Source organism: Saccharothrix australiensis (assembly GCF_003634935.1).
GTDB lineage: Bacteria > Actinomycetota > Actinomycetes > Mycobacteriales > Pseudonocardiaceae > Actinosynnema > Actinosynnema australiense.
Map to the genome: position 1 here is coordinate 2,529,180 of NZ_RBXO01000001.1, position 18,038 is coordinate 2,547,217.

Consider the following 18,038-nt stretch of genomic DNA (forward strand, 5'->3'; position numbering starts at 1 on the left):
GTGCGGGCCTAATCGATCGCTTCGGGAACGGGTGGCGCAACCGGTTCGGCCGGGGTGTGGAACCGGTATGGCTCCTTTTCGCCGGGATCGGCCCGCAAATCGTAGAGTTCGACGTTGTCCGTGCCGTGCTCCCAGACCACCTTGTGGTCCGGTCGGCGCACCGCGGCCAACGGCCGGAGGTGATTCCACCTCGAATCGGAATCGGCCAACTCCTCGCGGTAGAAGGTCTCGCAGTGCGCGGGCAGGTCGGGTTGCGGCGCACCGGTCAGGTGGGGCACGAGCGACCGGCCGTCGGACGGCACGGGCGGCACGCCCAGCAATTCCAGGACGGTGCTCATCACGTCGACCAGCCGGACCTGCGTGCCGACCTCCGCGCCCGCCGCGGCCGCGCCGGGCGCGCTGACCACCAGGGGCACCCGCTGGGTCACGTCGAACAGCAGCGCGCCGTGGCCGCGCTCCTCGGGGTGGCCGCAGTCGCCCGCGTGGTCGTCCGGGTACCAGCCGCCCAGGTCCTCGCCGTGGTCGGAGAACAGCGCCACGACCGCGTGGTCGAGGTCGAGCCCGCGGTCGACCAGGCCGTCCAGCAGGTGGCCCAGGCTGCGGTCCATGTAGGCGACCTCGCCCTCGTACGGGTTGTTGACCTCGGACGACACGTCCTCGGGCGGCTCGTACGGCCAGTGCGAGTCGAAGTAGTGGGCGAACAGGAACCGGGGGCCGGGCGCGCTCTCGTACCAGCGCAGCGCGCGTTCGGTGACCAGCGGCGCGCGCTTCATCGCCGTGCCGCGCAGCTCGACGTCGACCACGTGCAGCGCGTCGCGGCCGTCGGCCAGCGGCGGGATCCAGTCGTCGTACTCGTCGAACCCGCGGCTGAACCCGTACCAGGCGTTCATGCCCGGCGAGGCGACGACCGCGCCGGTCGAGTAGCCGTGCCCGCGCAGCACCTCGGCCAGCGTCGGCACCGCCTCGTCGACGCGTTCCCGGAACAGGTGGCGCACCCCGTGCCCGGCGGGCTGCCGACCGGTCAGCACCGTCGCGTGGCTGACCGGGGTCAGCGGCGCCGGCGATATCGCCTGGGTGAACGTCGTGCCGCTCCGCCGGAGCCTTTCAATGGCGGGAAAGATCCCCGCGTATGCGACATCCGCGCGAAGTGTGTCGAGCGATATCAGGACGAGGTCCTTTGGTGCCACGGTTCCTCCCTGTATGCACCGCGGGATTCGCTTCCGAACCCGATCGTGGGCAATACTCCGATCGAGTGAGCGCGGACAACCCCAGTGGGGTCATAGTGCCCGTGGTGGACCGGGAGCGCAATCCCCGCCGCGCGCGCCGCCCCGGCCGGCGCAATTCGCGCGGCTCTGGTGGAGGTTCCGGCGCTGCGCTACACTCGGGCGACCGGATGCGTTCGGGCCTGTTGCGCGTAAAACGGCGTTGGCATCCGACAGGACCCTTTCGGGGTATTCCGTGGTTTGACGCTGTCGCATTCGATCGCTTCGAACGGCCGGGTGCGGCCGGGATCGCGAGAAAACATGACAGACTTGACCAAGTCCCTGTTGTCGGACCTGCGCTCCGCGTTCGCCGGCGAGGCGATGACGGTGCAGCGCTACACCTATTTCGCGCAGGTCGCCGAGATCGAGGGGCACGTCGAGGTCTCCCGGTTGTTCACCGAGTTGGCGGAGAGCGTCGCGTGCGCGGCGCACGGGCACGTCGACTTCCTCCTGCACTCCGCCGACCCGACGACCGGCAGACCGCTCGGGGAGACGCCGCTGAACGTCGCCGCCGCCGTGTCGGGCGAGCTGCACGAGGCCACCGAGCGCTACCCGAAGCTGGTCGCCGCCGCGCACGCGGAGGGCATGGCGGACCTGGCCAGTTGGCTGACGACCTTGTGCGCGTTGAAGAAGGCGCACGTGGCGAAGCTGGAGCAGGCCCTCGCCGGGCTGTCCGAACCGCCTCTCGCGGCGACCTCCGCGAACGGCACGGAAGGTGGGGAGCGCCCGTGACGGCCGACCGGGGTTCCGCGGTGGCGGTGTCCGCACCGCGCGCCGACGAGTACGACGCCCGCTCGATCGTGGTCTTCTCCGGGTTGCAGGCGGTGCGCCGCAACCCGTCGATGTACGTGGGGTCGACGGGCGCGGAAGGCTTGCACCACCTCGTCTTCGAGCTGGTCGACAACGCGGTGGACGAGTCCGAGGCGGGCCACTGCCGGGCGATCTCCGTGGTGCTGCACGAGGACGGCTCGTGCACGGTCCGCGACGACGGCCGCGGCATCCCCGTCGACCCGCACCCGGACCTGGGCCGGCCCGCCTGCGAGGTCGTGCTGACCACGCTGCACTCGGGCGGCAAGTTCCAGGGCGGCTCGTACGGCACCTCGGCCGGGCTGCACGGCGTCGGCCTGTCGTGCGTCAACGCGCTGTCGCGCCGGCTGCGGCTGGAGGTGTGGCGCGACGGCGGGCACTTCACCCAGCGCTACACCCGCGGCGAGCCGGACGGGCCGCTGGAGCGGGTGGGCGCGACGACCGAGCGCGGCACCGGCATCCGGTTCCTGCCCGACGACGAGGTCTTCGAGGGCTGCCGGTTCTCCGCCCGCGCGATCACCGACCGCCTGGAGGAGGTCGCGTTCCTGCACCCGCGACTGCGCGTCGAGCTGACCGACGAGCGCACCGGCGAGCGGCGGACCTTCCACCACACCAGCGGTGTCGAGGGGTTCCTGGCGCACCGCAACCGCGACGCGGTCACCGCGCACCCCCGCCCGATCGTGTTCGGCGAGCGCCGTGACGCCCTGGCCCTCGACGTCGCGCTGCACTGGACCGAGGGCTACGCCGAGGAGGTCTGGAGCTTCGTCAACAGCGTCCGCACCGAGCAGGGCGGCGCGCACGTCGACGGCCTGCGCATCGGCCTCGCCGCCGCGATCAACCGCTACGCCTCGGCCAACGGGATGCTCGACTCCTTCGTGGGCGAGCGGATCACCACGGTCGACGTGCTGGAGGGGCTGACCGCCGTGGTGGCCGTGCGGATGGACAACCCGCGGTTCGACGGCCAGACCAAGAAGCGGTTGCAGAGCCCCGAGATCGGCCAGGTCGTCCAGGCCACCGCGGAGCAGGCCCTGTGGAGCGCGCTCGACCGGGACGCCGACCTCGGGCAGCGCGTCGTGGCCCGCGCGCTGGACGCGGCCCGCGCCCGCTTGGCCGCGCGGCTGGCCGGCCGCACCGCCCGCTACCGCCAGCGCGAGCTCCAGCTCGACTACGAGGTCTACCAGCGGCAGTTCGGCATCCGGTCGCGCAACTGGCACGAGTCGTGCTCGTGGCTCGCCGACGACGGCCTGCTGTCCGCGCACGCGGAGCTGTGCGACGTGCCGCCCGACGCGAGGATGCTCGACGTGTGCTGCGGCAGCGGCGTCGTCGGCAACGCCTTCCGGGGCAGGGTCGGCGAGATGGTCGGCCTCGACCTGACCCCGGAGATGGTCCGGCTCGCCTCCGAGCGGCTCGACCGCGTCGACCAGGGCACCGTCTACGACCTGCCCTACCCCGACGCGAGCTTCGACCTGGTGGTCAACCGCGAGGTGCTGCACCTGCTGCCGCAGCCGGAGCGGCCGGTGTCGGAGATCTTCCGGGTGCTGCGGCCCGGCGGGCAGTTCATCGTCGGCCAGATCGTGCCCTACGCCGACGAGGACGCGTTCTGGATGTTCCGGATCTTCAAGAAGAAGCAGCCGCTGCTGTTCCAGATGTTCCGGGAGCCGGAGTTCCGCGCGCTGCTGTTCGACGCCGGGTTCACCGACCTGCGGATGTCGGAGTACTTCCTGTGGGAGTCGATCGACCTGTGGATCGACACGCACGAGACGACCCCCGCGCACCGGCAGGAGATCTACCGGCTCTACTACGAGGCGCCGAAGGAGGTCCGCGCGGTGCACCCGTTCGAGGTCGACGCGGACGGCTCGGTGCGCGACCGGTGGCGCTGGTGCGTCTACTCCGTTCGCAAGCCGCTCGGCTGAGCCGATGGCGGTCGGTGCGGTGGTGCGCCGCGGTTTCGCGGGCGACCTGGCCGGGCGGCTCGCCGAGCTGCGCGCGCTGCGGGGCCCGGCGGTCGACGGCTTCACCGGGCGGGTGCGCGACCTCGTCGTGATCGCGTCCAGCTCGCGCGGCGGGTCGAGCATGGTGACCGAGCTGCTCCGCCACTCGCCGCGGGTGCTGCACCTGCGGGCGGAGATCAACCCGTTCCTGCGGCTGGCCGGGCTCGGCCACCCGGACAGCGCGACCGGGTCGGACCGCCTGGGCGCGGAGCACCTGCACGCCCTGGCGCCGCACGTCCGGCAGGAGCTGGACCGGGAGCTGGCGCTCGACGCGGGCACGCCGTGCGACGCGGTGGACGACGAGCAGTACGCGCTGGACGTGGCGTGGCGGATCACGGTGCAGTGGCCGGACTTCGACCTCGACCCGCGGCTGCTGACCCGCCTGGCCCTGCGCGTGCTGGGCGAGGTGCGCGCGGCGCGCGGCTGGCGCGCGGGCGAGGTGCGCGACGTGGTCGCGTTCCACCTGGCGCTGCTGGAGGCGCTGCGCGCGGGCGGCCTGCCGGTCGACGCACGGTACTACGACCTGCCCGCCGCCCGGCGCGGCTCGGGCGAACCGCTGGGCGCGCCGGGCGACACCCTGGTCGAGGAGCCGCCGTTCGTGCTGACGCAGCCGTGGCGGCGGGCCGACGAGCACGACGTCGCGCACAAGTCGCTGGTGGTCAAGACGCCGAGCAACGCGTACCGGATCGGGTTCCTGCGCGCCCTGTTCCCGCACGCGCGGCTGCGGGTCGTGCACCTGACCCGCAACCCGGCGGCGGCGATCAACGGCCTCTACGACGGCTGGCGGCACGACGGCTTCCACGCGCACCGCGTCGCCGAGCCGCTGCGCATCAGCGGGTACGCCGACCACCGGCCGCAGGACCGCCTGTGGTGGAAGTTCGACCTGCCGCCGGGCTGGCGCGAGTACACCGACGCGCCGCTGACCAGGGTGTGCGGCTTCCAGTGGCACCGCTGCCACCAGGCGGTGCTGGACGAGGTGGCGCCGGTCGCGGCGGACACCGTGCGCATCCGGTTCGAGGACCTGATCCGGTCGCGGCGCAGCCGGGTCGACTGCGCGCGGCACCTCGCGGAGTGGCTGGGCGTGCCGTTCGACGGCGCGCTGCGCCGCGCCGCGCAGGAGGGCATCGGCCCGGTGGTCGCGACCGCCGCGCCCGCGCCCGCCCGCTGGCGCGCCCGCGCCGGACTGATCCTGCGTGCCGTTCGCGGACCGGTGCGCGACCTGGCGGAAAGGCTGGGCTATGACGCGGAGGACGGCTGGATCTGAGCTGCCGGGCGCGCTGCGGCGTGGTGGGCGGGAGGGCGTCGGCCCGGTGCTCGCGCCGCCCGCGCTCGCCCGCCGGCGCGGGCCGGGTGGTCGTGACCGCCGCGCCCGCCCGTGCCGCACCGGTCCGGCGCGCCGTCCGGGACCCGGTGCGCGGCCTGGCGGGAGGGCCGGGCTGTGACGCGGGGGACGACCGGACCCGAGCTGCCGGGCACGCTCGGCGGCGCGGGCTGGGTGCCCCGCGCGGGCACCCACGCCGACGACGTCGAGCGCGGCGAGCTGTGGACGGCCTGCGGCTACCGCCACGAGTGGACGCCGCTGCGCGCGGTGCAGCTCGCCCGCCCGCCCGCCTCCTTCGCCGCCGTGACCGACGTGCGGGACCACCTGATGGAGGCGCCGGTGGACCTCGGCGCGCTGCGCGCCGAGACCGAGGGCATCGCCGAGGCGTTCCGGGACGAGGGCGTGCGGGTGCGCTTCGTCCACCCGCCCGCGACGTGCCCGCCGAACGTCGTGTTCCAGCGCGACCTGTTCTTCATGACGCCGGAGGGCGCGGTGCTGGCCCGCGCGGCGTCGGCGCAGCGCGCGGGGGAGGAGCGGCACACCGCGCACGCCCTGAGCGCCGCCGGGTACCCGATCCTGCGCACGGTCGGCGGCGCGGCCACGTTCGAGGGCGCGGACGCGCTGTGGCTGGACGAGCGGACCGTCGCGGTCGGCGTCGGGTTCCGCACGAACGCCGCCGGCGCGCGCGCGGTGCGGGAAGCCCTGCGCGACCAGGGCGCGGAGGTCGTCGAGGTGCCGTTGGCGCGCGGGGTGCAGCACCTGCTGGGCACCGTCGTCCCGCTCGCCGAGCGCTTCGCGGCGGTCCGCCGGGACACCGTCACCCCGCCCCTGCGGCGGCTGCTCGCGGAACGCGACTACGACCTGGTCGAGTTCCCCGACGACGAGGACGTGGTGCGCCGCCGCGGCATGAACCTGGTGGCGCTCGGGCCGAGGAGGGTGCTCGTGCCCGCGGGCGCGCCGTCCGTCCGCCGCGCCCTGGAGCGGTCCGGTGTGGACGTCCGGGAGGTGCCCACCACGCAGCACGTGCGCGCCGCCGGCGGTCTCGGCTGCGTCACCGGCGTGCTGCACCGCGCGGCGCCGGGCGGCTGACCGCGCGGCCCTCCGCGTTCCAGCGGTCCACCAGCGGCAGCAGCTCGGCGAGCGAGCGCACCGTCGCGTCGGGCCTGCCCTCCGCCGAGCCCAGCTCGTGCTCCGGGATGTTGCTGTGCGGCACGTGCACCGCGCGCATCCCGGCCGCGTGCGCGCCGTGGATGTCCTCGAACAGCCGGTCGCCGACGTAGACCGCGCGTGCCGCGGGCACGTCGCCCAGCGCGCGCAGCGCCGCCCGGAACGCCTCGGGGTGCGGCTTGCTCCACGGGATCTCGCTGCTGTAGACGGCCGCGTCGAGCAGCGGCAGCACGCCGTCCCGACGGAAGATCTCCTCGTGCCGCTCGCGCGGCCACATGGTGTTGGACAGCACGCCGACCCGGATGCCGCGCTCGCGCAGGCCGCGCAGCACGCCCGGACCGGCCGGGTCGAGCAGGGTGTGCCGCTCCCACGCCCGGAAGTACGCCGCCTTGGCCGCCGCCGTGCACGCCACCCCGGCCAGCTCGAACACCTGCTCCAGGGTCGCCGAGCACAGCTCGGTGCGGCACCGCCCGGCCAGTTCGCGCTCGGCCGCGAGCAGCGCCGCGCCGTGCCGCTCGGCCAGCCCGGCGTCGACCGCCCTGGCGGCGGCGTCCCAGTACCCGGCCACGTCGGCGTCCGCCCACGGCGTCAACGTGCCCGCCCAGTCGAACACCACCGCTTCGACCGCAGCCACCCGCGCTCCCCTCAGCTCAGCCGGGCCCGCATCTGCGGGTCGCTCTGGAACACGCCGCGCAGCACCGAGGTGTTCATCCGCGCGCCGGTGCGGATGCCGCGCATGGTCATGCACAGGTGCTCGCCGGTCGCCCGGACGGCGACGTCCGGCGAGCCCGACGCCTCCACGACCGCGTCGGCGATGCCCTGCGTCAGGCGCTCCTGGATCTGGAGGCGGTGCGCGTGGTCGTGGGCGATCCGGGCGAACTTCGACAGGCCCAGCAACCGGCCGCGCGCCACGTACGCGATCGACACCTCGCACCAGAACGGCAGCAGGTGGTGCTCGCACAGCGACCACACCTTGATGTCGTTGACCTCCACGAGCTGGTCGGAGCCGACCGACTGGAACACCGTCTCGATGCGGCCGGGGTCGTAGTCGGTGAACTCCCGCCACCACCGGGCGTAGCGGGCGGGCGTGCCGCGCAACCCGTCCCGGTCGGGGTCCTCGCCGATCTCGACCAGCAGTTGCCTCGCCAGCCCCTCCAGCGGGTCCGGGGTGCGCGCGGGCGCGGCGCCCCCGACGAGTTCGACGCCGTCGACTACCTCAGGAATCGTGAAGGACATGGCTGGTCGGCTCCTCTCCGTTCGCGGCGGTGCTGCGCACGGCGAGCGATCCGACGACGGTGTGCGCCGCCATCGTGATCCCGTCGGCCCGCAGCGCTCCCTGGACGCGGTCGTGGTCGAACGCCGTGAGTCCGGCGTCGTTCAGGATCTGGAGGTCGGTGGAGTGCAGGTCGACCGCGCTCGGCGCGACCTGGCGCACCCCGCCGACGTTGTGGCCGGTGAAGCCGGGCGGCACGGTGCTCGGCTCGTCGGCGCGGAAGGCGAACATCACCAGGTGGTACGGGCCCTGCGCCCACTCGCCGAGGAACTCGTAGACCGCGAACAGGTCCAGCCGCCCGACCCGGCACCCGGTCTCCTCCAGCACCTCGCGGCGCGCGGTCTCCTCGGCGGTCTCGCCGACCTCGACGCCGCCGCCGGGGAGCAGCCAGTGGCCGGCGTACGGACCCTTGCGCTGGTGCACGAACGTCACCGCGCCGTCGGGGCCGGGCACGACGGCGAGCGCGGCGGGGAGGACTCGGGCGAATCGGCTCACTGGGCGGTCACGTCCTGTCGTGGTCGCGGCTGTCGTGGCGTCAGTACTCGACCGGGCGTCCCGCGGGCGGGATGTCCAGCACGAGGCCGATCCGCTCGCCCTCGACCACGCCCTTGCGCCGGTAGGGCTCGACGCGGGTGCCGAAGCCGAAGGTCGCGACGGACTGCCAGACCGACGTGAGGTCCGGTCCGCACAGCACCACCTTGGTCCGCACATCGAACCGCATGGCCGCCTCCAGCACGTCGTGGGTCGGCTCGTCCGTCGTGACCAGCGCCAGGAACTCGCCGCGCGCCGACAGCGGGTACCGGACCGAGCGCACCGGGAACCCCAGCCCGGTGAGGTGCGCGTACATCAGGTACTCGTTCTGGAGGCTCATCATGGTCAGCCCGCTCTCGGCGCCCGCGACGATCGTGGGCCACGCCGCGCCCGGCCGGGCGCGGACGTGGTCGACCCGGAGGACGTTGCTCCGCCGCGCGTCCACGTAGTAGCCCTTGAACTCGCCGAACGGGCCCTCCTCCGCCGTGCGCCCGAGCACGTGCCCGCCGATGACGTGCGTCGCCTCCACCGGGACCGGCGGCGACCCGGTGACCTCCACGCGCCGCCCGAGCAGCCGGCCGACCACGTCGTAGTCGTCGCCCTCCGCGGGCAGGCGCGAGGCGGCGACCAGCAGGTGCGCCGGGTTCGCGCCGAGGAACACCGAGATCGGCATCGGCCGGCCCGCGGCCAGCCACGCGGTCAGGTTCCGGTGCCCGTCGGTGCGCGGGTCGAGGAAGATGCGCCCCTCGTCGCCGGACACCACCTGGATGCGGTAGACGCCCAGGTTGACGCCGGTGCCGTCGGGCCGGGTCGTCACGCCCACGCCTGCCGTCACGTACGGGCCCGCGTCACCGGGCCGGTGCTGCACCACCGGCAGGTCGGCCAGCCCGGAGAGCCGGTCGAAACCCGGCGGGCACGGCACCGCGGCCCAGCCCGGCGACGCGCCGGACAGGCGGGCCGCCAGGTCGGGCAGCCACGTGTCGTGGTCCACCCCGAGCGCGGTCAGCACCGCGCCGCGCGGGTAGGGGTTGCCGAGCACGCACCGGCCGGGGTGCTCGACCAGGTCGGTGAACAGCACGGTCGGCCGTCGGCCCGCGGCGCGCTCGCGCTCGGCGAGCCGCCGCGCCAGCTCGACCCTGGTGCTCACCGGCTCCCGGTCGACGTCCACCGGCGTACCGGCGTACCAGGCGCCGAGGCCGGTGCTCACCACGGCACCGCCCGCCACCCGGCGGGCCGGTCGCGGAAGCCGTCCTCCCACGGGAACACCACCCAGTCGTCGGCGACGAACCCGCAGTCGTCCACGGCGAACTCCGCCAGGTGGTTGCGCACCAGCACGGCGAACCGCAGCTCCGCCACGCCCGCCGCGAGCACCTGGTCGCGCACCACCTCCGCCGTCGCGCCGGTGCCCACGATGTCGTCGACGACGAGCACCCGGTCGCCCTCGACCAGGTCGAGCGCGCCGAACGGCTCGCAGGTCGGCTCGCGCTTCGCCGCGTAGCGCTCGTCGCTGGTCGTGCGGCGCACGCGGGTCAGGCTCAGCCGCGGCACGTCGAGCACGTTCGCCAGGTGCGCGCCGGCGACGAGCCCGCCGCGCGCGACGGCGTGCACGACGGTCGGCCGGAACCCCGACGCGCGGACGCCGTCCTCGATCCGGGTCAGCGCGCGGCCGACGTCGGCCCACTCGAAGACGTACGCGCCGGCGCGGGCCCACATCGCGGTGGGCGGGTCGGTCCGGGTCACCGGTTCATCACCTCGCCTCGGTAGTCGGGCGCCGGCAGCGGCGCCCGGTCCAGCGCGTGGGGCCGGTTCTCGGCCCGGCCCGCCGGGGTCACCCGGATGAAGCGCGCCCGCTCCTGGAACCGCGCGACGTCGTGCGCCCCGGAGTAGCTCATGGCGGACTGGAGGCCGCCGACCAGCTGGCGCAGGGTCGCGGCGGCGCTGCCGGTGCGCGGGAAGGTCGCCTCGACGCCCTCGGGCACGTAGTCGGCGACGTCCGCCGCGGTGAGCCGCTCGCCCGCGGCCGTGCGCAGCGTGTTGGCCATGCCCAGGGTCGCGAACCCGCGGCTGGACTTGGACCGCACGCCGTCCCGCTCCACCGGCAGCGCCTCGCTCTCGTCGCAGCCGGCGAGCAGCGAGCCGAGCATGACCGCGCTCGCGCCCGCCGCGAGCGCCTTGGCGATGTCGCCCGCCGTGCGCACGCCGCCGTCGGCGATGATCGCGCAGCCCGCCTCCTCGGCGGCCTCGGCGCAGTCGAGCACCGCCGTGAGCTGCGGTACGCCGCTGCCCGCGACGAGCCGGGTGGTGCACACGCCGCCGGGACCGATGCCGACCTTGACCACGTCCGCGCCGGCGGCGGCCAGGTCACGCACCCCTTCGTCGGTCGCGACGTTGCCCGCCACCAGCAGCACGTCCGGGTGCGCCGACCGCAGCTTCGCCACGGCCTCGATCGCGTGGTCGGAGTGCCCGTGCGCCACGTCCACCAGCAGCGCGTCGGCGCCGCTGTCGACCAGCGCCGCCGCCCGCTCGACGAAGTCGCCCGCGACCCCGGTGGCCGCGCCGACCAGCGGGCGGCCCGCCCGGTCCAGCGCGGCCCGCGCCGCGTCCGGGCCGACCACCGCGTGCTTGGCCGCCGCGACGTGCCCGGTCTGCTGCGCCACGGTCTGCATCCGGTGCACGAACCCGAGCCCGCCGCACCGGGCCATCGCCGCGGCCAGCGCACCGCCCGTGCACCACTGCGTGTTCGCCGAGATCACCGGGATCGCCAGGCGCACACCGCGCGGCAGCTCCACCGCCGTGTCCACCTCGGCGCGGCTGCGCACCGGGCTCCGCTGCGGCACCAGCAGGACGTCGTCGAACGACAGGCCGGTGCGGAGCCGGTCGGCTGCTCGGGTCACGGGTTTCTCCTCCTCGTCGGCAACGCCCTCACACCCCTCGGCGGTCTTCCCAGGCCAGCACGTGCAGCCGCGGCGTGAGGTTCCACCCGCGCCGCACCGTCGCGTCGGCCAGCTCGCGCAGCCCCGCGAGCACGGCGTCGGCGGACCGGCCGAGCGGCATGATCCACACCGGGGACAGCCCGTGCGCGTCCACGACCTCGGCCACCTCGACGAGGTCGGCGCGGTCGCGGCAGACGAACTTGAACCGACCGCGCCCGCACGCCGCGAACTCGGTGAGCGCCTCGCCCACGAGCGCCCGCGCCGGGTCGACGCCGGAGTGCCGCAGCTTCGGCGAGACGTTGAACCACACGCCCAGTTCCACCAGCTCGGGGCTCGGCGGGATCGTGCCGTTGGTCTCGACCTCGACCTCGACGCCCGCGCGGCGCAACCCGGCCAGCACGTGGCGCAGGCGGTGCTGCTGGGTCAGGGGTTCGCCGCCGGACACGACGACCAGCCCGACCCCGAACGCGCGCAGCCGGTCGAGCACCTCGTGCGCCCGCATGGGGTGCAGCTCGGCGCGCGGGTCGTGCGGCCGGCCGTGCTCGCTGACGCCCTTCCAGTCCCACGTGTAGGGCGTGTCGCACCACGAGCACGTCAGGTTGCAGCCGCCCAGCCGCAGGAACGCGCACCGCGTGCCCGCCGACGGCCCCTCGCCCTGCACGGTCGGCCCGAAGATCTCGTTCACCACCAGGACGTCGTCCGGGCCGGCGGTCCGCGCGGCGGTCACGGGCACCTCACCCCCGCCGGCGCGAGCCCGGACACCAGCGAGCACGTCGACCACAGGCACCGCACCGTCACCTCCGAGGCGCGCAGCCCCAGCCGGATCGCCGCGGGCAGCGGCAGACCGCCGCCGAGCCCGGCGGCCAGGCCCGCGACGAACGCGTCACCCGCGCCGGTGGTGTCGGCGCACTCGACGGTCTCGACGGGGTAGGCGCGCGGCGGCCCGCCCCGCTCGGCGCTCACCGCGCCCGCCGCGCCACTGGTCACCACCACCGTGCCGATCCCCCTCGCGGTCAGCCGCACCGCCGCCTCGGCCGGGTCGACGCCGGGCCGGTCGAGCAGCGCGGCGGCCTCGTCCCGGTTGAGCACCAACAGGTCCAGGCCGGTCAGCACCGTCCACCGAGGACCGAAGTCGCGGACCCTGGTCGGCAGGCCGCACAGCGGTACGCCGTGCGACCGGGTCCAGGACCGCAGCCGGTGCAGCATCGGCTCGGGCAGGCCGGTCTCGACGACCACCATGCCCGCCGTGCGCAGCCAGTCGGTCGCGGTCGCCACCACGTCCCACCCCAGCTCGCCCGACGCGGGCAGCCGGATGGTGAACCCGGCCAGTTCGCCGGCGCGGTCGATCTCGCAGTCGAACCGGCCGATGCCGCCGGTGGCGGGTCGGACGAACAGCCGGGTGCCGCAGTCGACGAGCCTGCGCTCGAACTCCTCGCCCGCCGCGCCCGGTTCGGTGAGCCCGACGAACGCCGGTTCCGCGCCGAGGCGGCCCAGGTTCTCGCACACGTTGCGGCCGATGCCGCCGTGCCCGGAGACCAGGTGCCACACCCGCGCGCCGCCGGGCGGGCCGAGGTCGTCGGCCCGCAGCCACTTCCGGTCCCGCACCATGCTCCCGACGACACCGACCCGCGCGCGTGCCGCCGTGGTCGCGACCACCGCCTCAGCCCGCGAGCGGGCGGTACTCGGCCCAGGTCTTCGGCGTCTCGCTGATCGAGACCGCCGACAGCTCGGGGAACTCGTCGCGCCACCGCCGGAAGATCCACAGGGCCAGGTGCTCCGCCGACGGGTTGAGCCCGGCCATGACGTCGTTGAGGTGCCGGTGGTCGACCGTGTCGTCCAGCCAGCGCTTGAACCCGTCCAATTCCCGGTAGTCGCGGACGAAACCGGCCTTGTCCAGGTCCGACTCCGGGGCCCGCAATTCGACGACGACGACGTAGTTGTGGCCGTGCATCCGGCCGCACGGGTGGCCCTCCGGGAGGTGTTCGAGGATGTGGCTCGCGGAGAAGCTGAACTCTTTCCGGATTGACAGCATGTCCGAATCCCGTCGCCGAGGAGTCGTTGGCGAGATATCCATACCGACCGCCCGCCGGTGTTCGGCGGGCACACGCCCGTCGTCGGCGGTCACGGCCCGGCGGTCGACACCGGTCACCCGGTGGAAACCGTTCCGCGCAGCCCGCCGAACCGATGACGCGCATTACCGCCGCTGCCGACGACCGGCCGTTGGACTATTTCCGATCCGTTCCGCCGAACCCGACCGGCACCTCGATCGTGCACCCACCGGCGGTCGGTGACAAGAGCCGTTATCCGCGCTCCGCGAGTCCCGGCGACGTGCTCGGCGCGGCGGCCGGCGGAAAACTCCAGCTCACCCGCGTGCCGCCCGGTGCGCGGCCCGCGGGGAAAGGATCTTGTCGAGCGGTCGCGACCCGATCACGCTACCCGCGTAGACCTGCGCGAACGCGCGGCGGCCGGGCGGACCGCGATGCGCCCGGCCGCGGCGGGTGCGGCATCAGATGTGGTAGCCGAGGCTGCGCAACTGGTTCCGGAGCGATTCGTCGGCGGGCACGTCCTCGGCTGGTTTGCGCGTCGCGTTGTACGAATCGAGCGCGGCGAGCAATTCCGCGGCGTCCGCGTCGGGTCGCACCACCGGCACGAGGTCCGGCCCGAAGGATTCGACCCACTTCTCGTCGACCGGGACGATGCGGAACTCCGGGCCGTACCGGTGGTGCATCGCGACCACCCGGCGCGAGCCGAGGTGCGCGCTCTCGCCGAGCAGCACGTGCCGCAGCGTGCCCGGCTCCTCGCCGCGCAGCTGCCGCCGCTGGAACGCGACGAACTCGCGGGTGTCCGCGCCGTAGCTCTGGCTGAGCGCGGGCCGGTGGCCCTCCGGCGCGGCCCGGCCGAGCAGCACGTCCGCCAGCGACTCGCCGTCGAACCCGCCGTGCCGGGACACGTCGAGGCCGAGCAGGTCGACCACGGTCGGCACGACGTCGACCGTGCGCACCCGCTCGGCGTACCGGCCCGGCTGGATGCCCGGACCGCTGACCAGCAGCGGAACCCTCAGCACGCCCTCGGACAGCGAGTTGTGGTGGCCGTAGGAGTCGGCGTCCAGCTCGTGCCCGTGGTCGCCGAACACCACCAGCAGCATCGACGCGCCGACCGCCTCCAACCGGGCGCGCAGCCGCTCCAGGAACGGCTCGAACCGCTCGCGCAGGAAGAACTCGACCCCGTCCAGGTACAGCTGGAACAGCGCGTCGTAGGCGCCGGTCGCGTACAGGTGGTTGGTCACCCGCTTGTACCGCAGGAACAGCTCCTGGTCCTCCGGTTCGCGGACGGTCTCGGTGATCTGGTCGGTCGGGATCGGCAGGTCGGCGGGCAGCGCCGCCTCCAGCTCCGCGACCTTCGCCCGGTAGGCGTCGCCGCCGAACCGCAGGTTGTGGAAGCCGTAGGGCAGGTGCACGCCGCCGAAGTGCGCGCACGACACGCTGCGCTCGGCGTCGACGACCTGCTCGATGAATTCGTCGTCGTCCTCCCGCAGGTAGACGTCGACGTCGCGGGTGAATCCCAGCTCCGGGCCGAGGATGATCGGGAAGTCGACTTTGAGGATCGTGCGCCGGCCGTCCTCCTTGCCGAAAGTGAAGATCGAGGGGCTGCCCAGCCGGCCGTTGTAGAACTCGTACAGGCCGTGCCGCAGGGGGTAGTGGCCGGTGAACAGGGAACCGTGCGAGGCCGCCGTGTACGGCGCGGCCGAGATGGTGTTCAGGAAGAACGCGCCCGATTCGGCCAAACGGTCCAGCGCCGGGGTGGCCGGCGCGCGCAGGCCGGGGTACTTGCGCGGCCAGAGCTTGTGCGGATTCGCCCCTATGCAGTCGCTCCTGAGGGTGTCGATCGAAATGAACACGACGTGGTCGTACTCCGGCAATGGGCTCATCGGGCGCACCGCCCCCAATCCGTTTCCGGTTCGATCACGGCATCTTTCCGCGCGGGCGCGCGGCAACTCCGGGCATTGTTCCGGCGTCGTTGTGTTCCGTGTCAAGCACGGCCCCCGGCGCACGGTGATCCGAATGGGTGACACTCGTGGGGACGGACTTGACAGGACAGTGTGCGGGTGGAGCATCCTCTGATACAGTCGGTTATCTTGAACCCTACATTCGGTCACTGGGGCCGTGTTCCGGAATGACGTCGAGCCTTCGGGGGGCGCGATGCGCGGTGCGCGCGGGATCGAGCGGATAGCGGTCCATTGTGGCCGTTCCGCCGGCGCGCGGCACCGCTTCCCGCCCGTCCCGGCCTGACGTGGGTCCGGTCGCACCTCACAGCAACGCCGCGCCGTCCGCGCGCGGACCTCGGGACGGGGTCCGGCACGCGCGCCCACCGCGGCGGACGGGAGTTCTCCGCACCATGAGCGACAACACCGACGGCCGGACCGTCGGCGGTTCGGGTCGGGCGGGCGCGCTCGGCCTGCTCTGCGTCGCCCACCTGCTGATCGCGATGGACTTCACCATCGTGTTCGTCGCGCTGCCCGTGCTCGGCGGCGACCTCGGGCTCACCGACCGCGAGCTGACCTACGTGACGGCGACCTACGGCCTCACGTTCGCCGCCTTCCTCCTGCTCGGCGGGCGCGCCGCCGACCTGTTCGGCCGGCGCGGCGTGCTGCTCGCCGGTCTCGCGATCTTCGCGGTGGCGTCCGTCGTCGCCGTGCTCGGCACACCCGCCGCGCTGCTGGTCGGCCGGGGCCTCCAGGGCGCCGCCGCGGGCGTCCTCACGCCCGCCGCGCAGGCGCTGCTGACGACGCTGCACCCGGAGGGCCCGCGGCGGAACCGGGCGCTGAGCTGGTGGGGCATCACCGGCGCGGGCGGGTTGGCGCTCGGCGGCCCGGTCGGCGGCGTGCTCACCGAGGCGTTCGGCTGGCAGTCCGTGATGCTGATCAACGTGCCGGTGGGGTTGGGCTGCCTGCTGTGGGCGCTGCGCGCGATCCGGCCCGACCGCGCGGACCGGGCCCGCCCGCGCCGGCGCTTCCACCTGCCGTCCGTGCTCATCGCGGGCGCGGGCCTGGGGCTGCTGGTGTGGACGGTCGCCGAGGCCGCGGTCGCCCCGGTCGCGGACACGGCGCTCCGGTCGGCGGCCGTCGTCGTGCTGCTGGCGGTGTTCGTGCTGCTCGAACGGCGCAGCACCGACCCGGTGATCCACACCGAACTTCTGCGGGCGCGCCCGGTGGCCGCCGCCGACCTCATGTCGGTGTTCTTCGGCGCGACGCTCGGCGGGCAGTTCTTCGCGATCACCCTTTACCTGCAACAGGTCGCGGGCCTCTCCGCGCTCCTGGCCGGCCTCGCGTTCATCCCGGTCACCCTGTTCATGGTCGTCGGCAACACCACGGGCGCCGCGCTGCTCGGGCGGATCGGGATCACGCGAACGCTGCTGCTGGGCATCGGCGTGGCCGCGGTCGCGGAACTCGCGCTGGCGTTCCTGCCGACGAGCGGCGGCCTGTTCACGCACCTGGTCCCCGCGATGGCCGTGCTCGGGTTCGGCCAGGGCGTGGCGTTCGTGGCGATCACCGTGGCCGCGACGGCGTCCGTCGCGGAGCACCAGCAGGGTGTCGCGTCCAGCCTGCTCAACGTCGGCATGAACGTGGGCCAGTCGATCGGGCCCGCCGTGCTGGCGGCGATCGTGACGTGGCGCTCGGCCGCCGCGCTCGACGCGGGCGCGGGCGCGGTCGAGGCGACGAACCGCGGGCTGCACGGCGCGTTCTTCGCGATCACGGCGATCGCGCTGCTCGGCCTGCTGGTGTGCGGGTTGCTCCTGCGGGGCGGGGCACGGGCGGCGCAACCGGTCGGGCGGGGCTGACACCGGCCCGGCGGGACCGGCGGGAGCACGGCGGTACGAGGGCGAGCGGGACGCGGCAAGGCACGAGGGCCCGGCAAGAGGGGCCCGGCAAGAGGGGCCCGGCAAGAGGGGCCCGGCAAGAGGGGCCCGGCAAGAGGGGCACGGCGGCACGAAGGCACGGCGGTAAAGAGGGCGCGGCGGCACGAGGGCACGGGACGAGGGCGCGGATCGGGCGGGCACGGCTCGCCCGGTCGCCGGGCGGCCCGCGACACGGCTGGCTCGGACAGCCGAGGGAGGCGAGGACCGGGTGGACCGCAAACGCGTTGTCGTCGGCATCACCGGCGCGTCGGGCGTCGTCTACGGCGTCCGGGCGCTGGAGCTGCTGGCCGCCACCGGCGTCGAGACCCACCTCGTGCTCACCCGGCAGGCGCAGGCGACGGTCGCCGCCGAGAGCGAGCTGCCGGTGGCCGACATCAAGGCGCGGGCCGACGTCGTGCACTCGGACGGCGACCTCGGCGCGGCGGTGTCGAGCGGTTCGTTCCCCGTCACCGGCATGCTGATCGCGCCGTGCAGCGTGAAAACGCTGTCCGGCATAGCCAACAGCTACGACGACAACCTCGTGGTGCGCGCGGCGGACGTGACGCTCAAGGAGCGCAGGCCGCTGGTGCTGCTGGTCCGGGAGACCCCGCTGCACCTCGGTCACCTGCGCCTGATGTGCGCGGTCGCCGAGATCGGCGCGGTGGTGATGCCACCCGTGCCCGCGTTCTACAACGCGCCGCGCACGATCGGCGACCTGGTCGACTACACGGTCGTGCGCGCGCTCGACCTGCTCGGCTGCCCGGTGCCGAGCGACCGGCGGTGGGCCGGAACCGGGCGACCCGACGGTCGGCCGGGCGAGGTGATCCAGCTGCCGACGAGCTGACCGTCCGCACCGAC

17 protein-coding genes are annotated in these 18,038 nt (G+C 74.3%); 6 read left to right on the forward strand and 11 right to left on the reverse strand.

Going from position 1 to position 18,038, the window contains the following annotated elements; all coding sequences use genetic code 11:
* Positions 1 to 8: 8 nt before the first annotated feature.
* The gene (locus C8E97_RS11855) at positions 9 to 1,187 is read right to left on the reverse strand and encodes a sulfatase (RefSeq protein WP_211346978.1); all 1,179 of its coding nucleotides are present in this window, start codon (positions 1,185 to 1,187) and stop codon (positions 9 to 11) included.
* Between the two features lie 345 nt (positions 1,188 to 1,532).
* Between C8E97_RS11855 and C8E97_RS11860 the strand changes: the two genes are divergently transcribed.
* The 4 genes from C8E97_RS11860 (at position 1,533) to C8E97_RS11875 (ending at position 6,470) form a co-directional block, all read left to right on the forward strand.
* On the forward strand, positions 1,533 to 1,994 hold the full coding sequence (locus C8E97_RS11860) for a rubrerythrin family protein (protein WP_211346979.1): 462 nt from the start codon (positions 1,533 to 1,535) through the stop codon (positions 1,992 to 1,994).
* Positions 1,991 to 3,982: a methyltransferase domain-containing protein gene (locus tag C8E97_RS11865; protein ID WP_211346980.1), complete on the forward strand. Its 1,992-nt coding sequence runs from the start codon at positions 1,991 to 1,993 to the stop codon at positions 3,980 to 3,982. The genes C8E97_RS11860 and C8E97_RS11865 overlap by 4 nt, the downstream gene beginning before the upstream one ends.
* A 4-nt stretch (positions 3,983 to 3,986) precedes the next feature.
* The gene (locus tag C8E97_RS11870) at positions 3,987 to 5,324 is read left to right on the forward strand and encodes a sulfotransferase (RefSeq protein ID WP_121004592.1); all 1,338 of its coding nucleotides are present in this window, start codon (positions 3,987 to 3,989) and stop codon (positions 5,322 to 5,324) included.
* A gap of 174 nt (positions 5,325 to 5,498) precedes the next feature.
* On the forward strand, positions 5,499 to 6,470 hold the full coding sequence (locus C8E97_RS11875) for a dimethylarginine dimethylaminohydrolase family protein (protein WP_121011341.1): 972 nt from the start codon (positions 5,499 to 5,501) through the stop codon (positions 6,468 to 6,470).
* Here the strand turns inward: C8E97_RS11875 and C8E97_RS11880 are convergent.
* The 10 genes from C8E97_RS11880 to C8E97_RS11925 all read right to left on the reverse strand — a co-directional run bounded on the left by C8E97_RS11880 (position 6,433) and on the right by C8E97_RS11925 (position 15,213).
* Entirely contained in the window at positions 6,433 to 7,182 is a 750-nt protein-coding gene (locus tag C8E97_RS11880; RefSeq protein ID WP_121004595.1) for an HAD family hydrolase, read from the reverse strand. The two genes, C8E97_RS11875 and C8E97_RS11880, sit on opposite strands and share 38 nt — an antisense overlap.
* A gap of 11 nt (positions 7,183 to 7,193) precedes the next feature.
* Complete coding sequence (gene folE / locus C8E97_RS11885; RefSeq protein WP_121004598.1) at positions 7,194 to 7,784, reverse strand: GTP cyclohydrolase I; 591 nt, start codon at positions 7,782 to 7,784, stop codon at positions 7,194 to 7,196.
* Positions 7,765 to 8,316 (reverse strand): NUDIX hydrolase, encoded by a 552-nt coding sequence (locus C8E97_RS11890; RefSeq protein WP_121004601.1) that lies wholly within the window; start codon positions 8,314 to 8,316, stop codon positions 7,765 to 7,767. The genes folE and C8E97_RS11890 overlap by 20 nt, the downstream gene beginning before the upstream one ends.
* Positions 8,317 to 8,356: 40 nt before the next feature.
* Positions 8,357 to 9,559 carry a UbiD family decarboxylase gene (locus tag C8E97_RS35930; protein WP_246018823.1) on the reverse strand — a complete coding sequence of 401 codons (1,203 nt, stop codon included), beginning with the start codon at positions 9,557 to 9,559 and terminating at the stop codon, positions 8,357 to 8,359.
* Positions 9,556 to 10,092 (reverse strand): phosphoribosyltransferase, encoded by a 537-nt coding sequence (locus C8E97_RS11900; protein WP_121004607.1) that lies wholly within the window; start codon positions 10,090 to 10,092, stop codon positions 9,556 to 9,558. The genes C8E97_RS35930 and C8E97_RS11900 overlap by 4 nt, the downstream gene beginning before the upstream one ends.
* Complete coding sequence (locus C8E97_RS11905; RefSeq protein ID WP_121004610.1) at positions 10,089 to 11,246, reverse strand: IMP dehydrogenase; 1,158 nt, start codon at positions 11,244 to 11,246, stop codon at positions 10,089 to 10,091. Before C8E97_RS11905 ends, C8E97_RS11900 begins: the two co-directional genes overlap by 4 nt.
* Positions 11,247 to 11,274: 28 nt before the next feature.
* The gene (locus C8E97_RS11910; protein WP_211346982.1) at positions 11,275 to 12,012 is read right to left on the reverse strand and encodes a 7-carboxy-7-deazaguanine synthase QueE; all 738 of its coding nucleotides are present in this window, start codon (positions 12,010 to 12,012) and stop codon (positions 11,275 to 11,277) included.
* Positions 12,009 to 12,941 carry a PfkB family carbohydrate kinase gene (locus C8E97_RS11915; protein WP_121004613.1) on the reverse strand — a complete coding sequence of 311 codons (933 nt, stop codon included), beginning with the start codon at positions 12,939 to 12,941 and terminating at the stop codon, positions 12,009 to 12,011. The genes C8E97_RS11910 and C8E97_RS11915 overlap by 4 nt, the downstream gene beginning before the upstream one ends.
* Positions 12,942 to 12,945: 4 nt before the next feature.
* Positions 12,946 to 13,317: a 6-pyruvoyl trahydropterin synthase family protein gene (locus C8E97_RS11920; protein ID WP_121004616.1), complete on the reverse strand. Its 372-nt coding sequence runs from the start codon at positions 13,315 to 13,317 to the stop codon at positions 12,946 to 12,948.
* A 474-nt stretch (positions 13,318 to 13,791) separates the two neighbouring features.
* Positions 13,792 to 15,213, reverse strand: a complete 1,422-nt coding sequence (locus C8E97_RS11925; protein WP_170211777.1) for a sulfatase-like hydrolase/transferase — start codon at positions 15,211 to 15,213, stop codon at positions 13,792 to 13,794.
* 467 nt (positions 15,214 to 15,680) lie between these two features.
* Between C8E97_RS11925 and C8E97_RS11930 the strand changes: the two genes are divergently transcribed.
* Together C8E97_RS11930 and C8E97_RS11935 are read left to right on the forward strand one after the other, a co-directional pair.
* A complete protein-coding gene (locus C8E97_RS11930; RefSeq protein WP_121004622.1) occupies positions 15,681 to 17,123 on the forward strand; it encodes an MFS transporter in 1,443 nt (480 codons plus the stop codon).
* 286 nt (positions 17,124 to 17,409) lie between these two features.
* Complete coding sequence (locus tag C8E97_RS11935; protein WP_121004625.1) at positions 17,410 to 18,024, forward strand: UbiX family flavin prenyltransferase; 615 nt, start codon at positions 17,410 to 17,412, stop codon at positions 18,022 to 18,024.
* The last annotated feature ends 14 nt before the right edge of the window (positions 18,025 to 18,038 follow it).

What these genes read in the sequence shown, in the direction of transcription:
- C8E97_RS11870 (WP_121004592.1), top strand. Translation starts at nt 3,987, where the DNA reads ATGGCGGTCGGTGCGGTGGTGCGCCGCGGTTTCGCGGGCGACCTGGCC.
- folE (WP_121004598.1), bottom strand. Translation starts at nt 7,784, where the DNA reads ATGTCCTTCACGATTCCTGAGGTAGTCGACGGCGTCGAACTCGTCGGG.
- C8E97_RS11920 (WP_121004616.1), bottom strand. Translation starts at nt 13,317, where the DNA reads ATGCTGTCAATCCGGAAAGAGTTCAGCTTCTCCGCGAGCCACATCCTC.
- C8E97_RS11925 (WP_170211777.1), bottom strand. Translation starts at nt 15,213, where the DNA reads ATGAGCCCATTGCCGGAGTACGACCACGTCGTGTTCATTTCGATCGAC.
- C8E97_RS11930 (WP_121004622.1), top strand. Translation starts at nt 15,681, where the DNA reads ATGAGCGACAACACCGACGGCCGGACCGTCGGCGGTTCGGGTCGGGCG.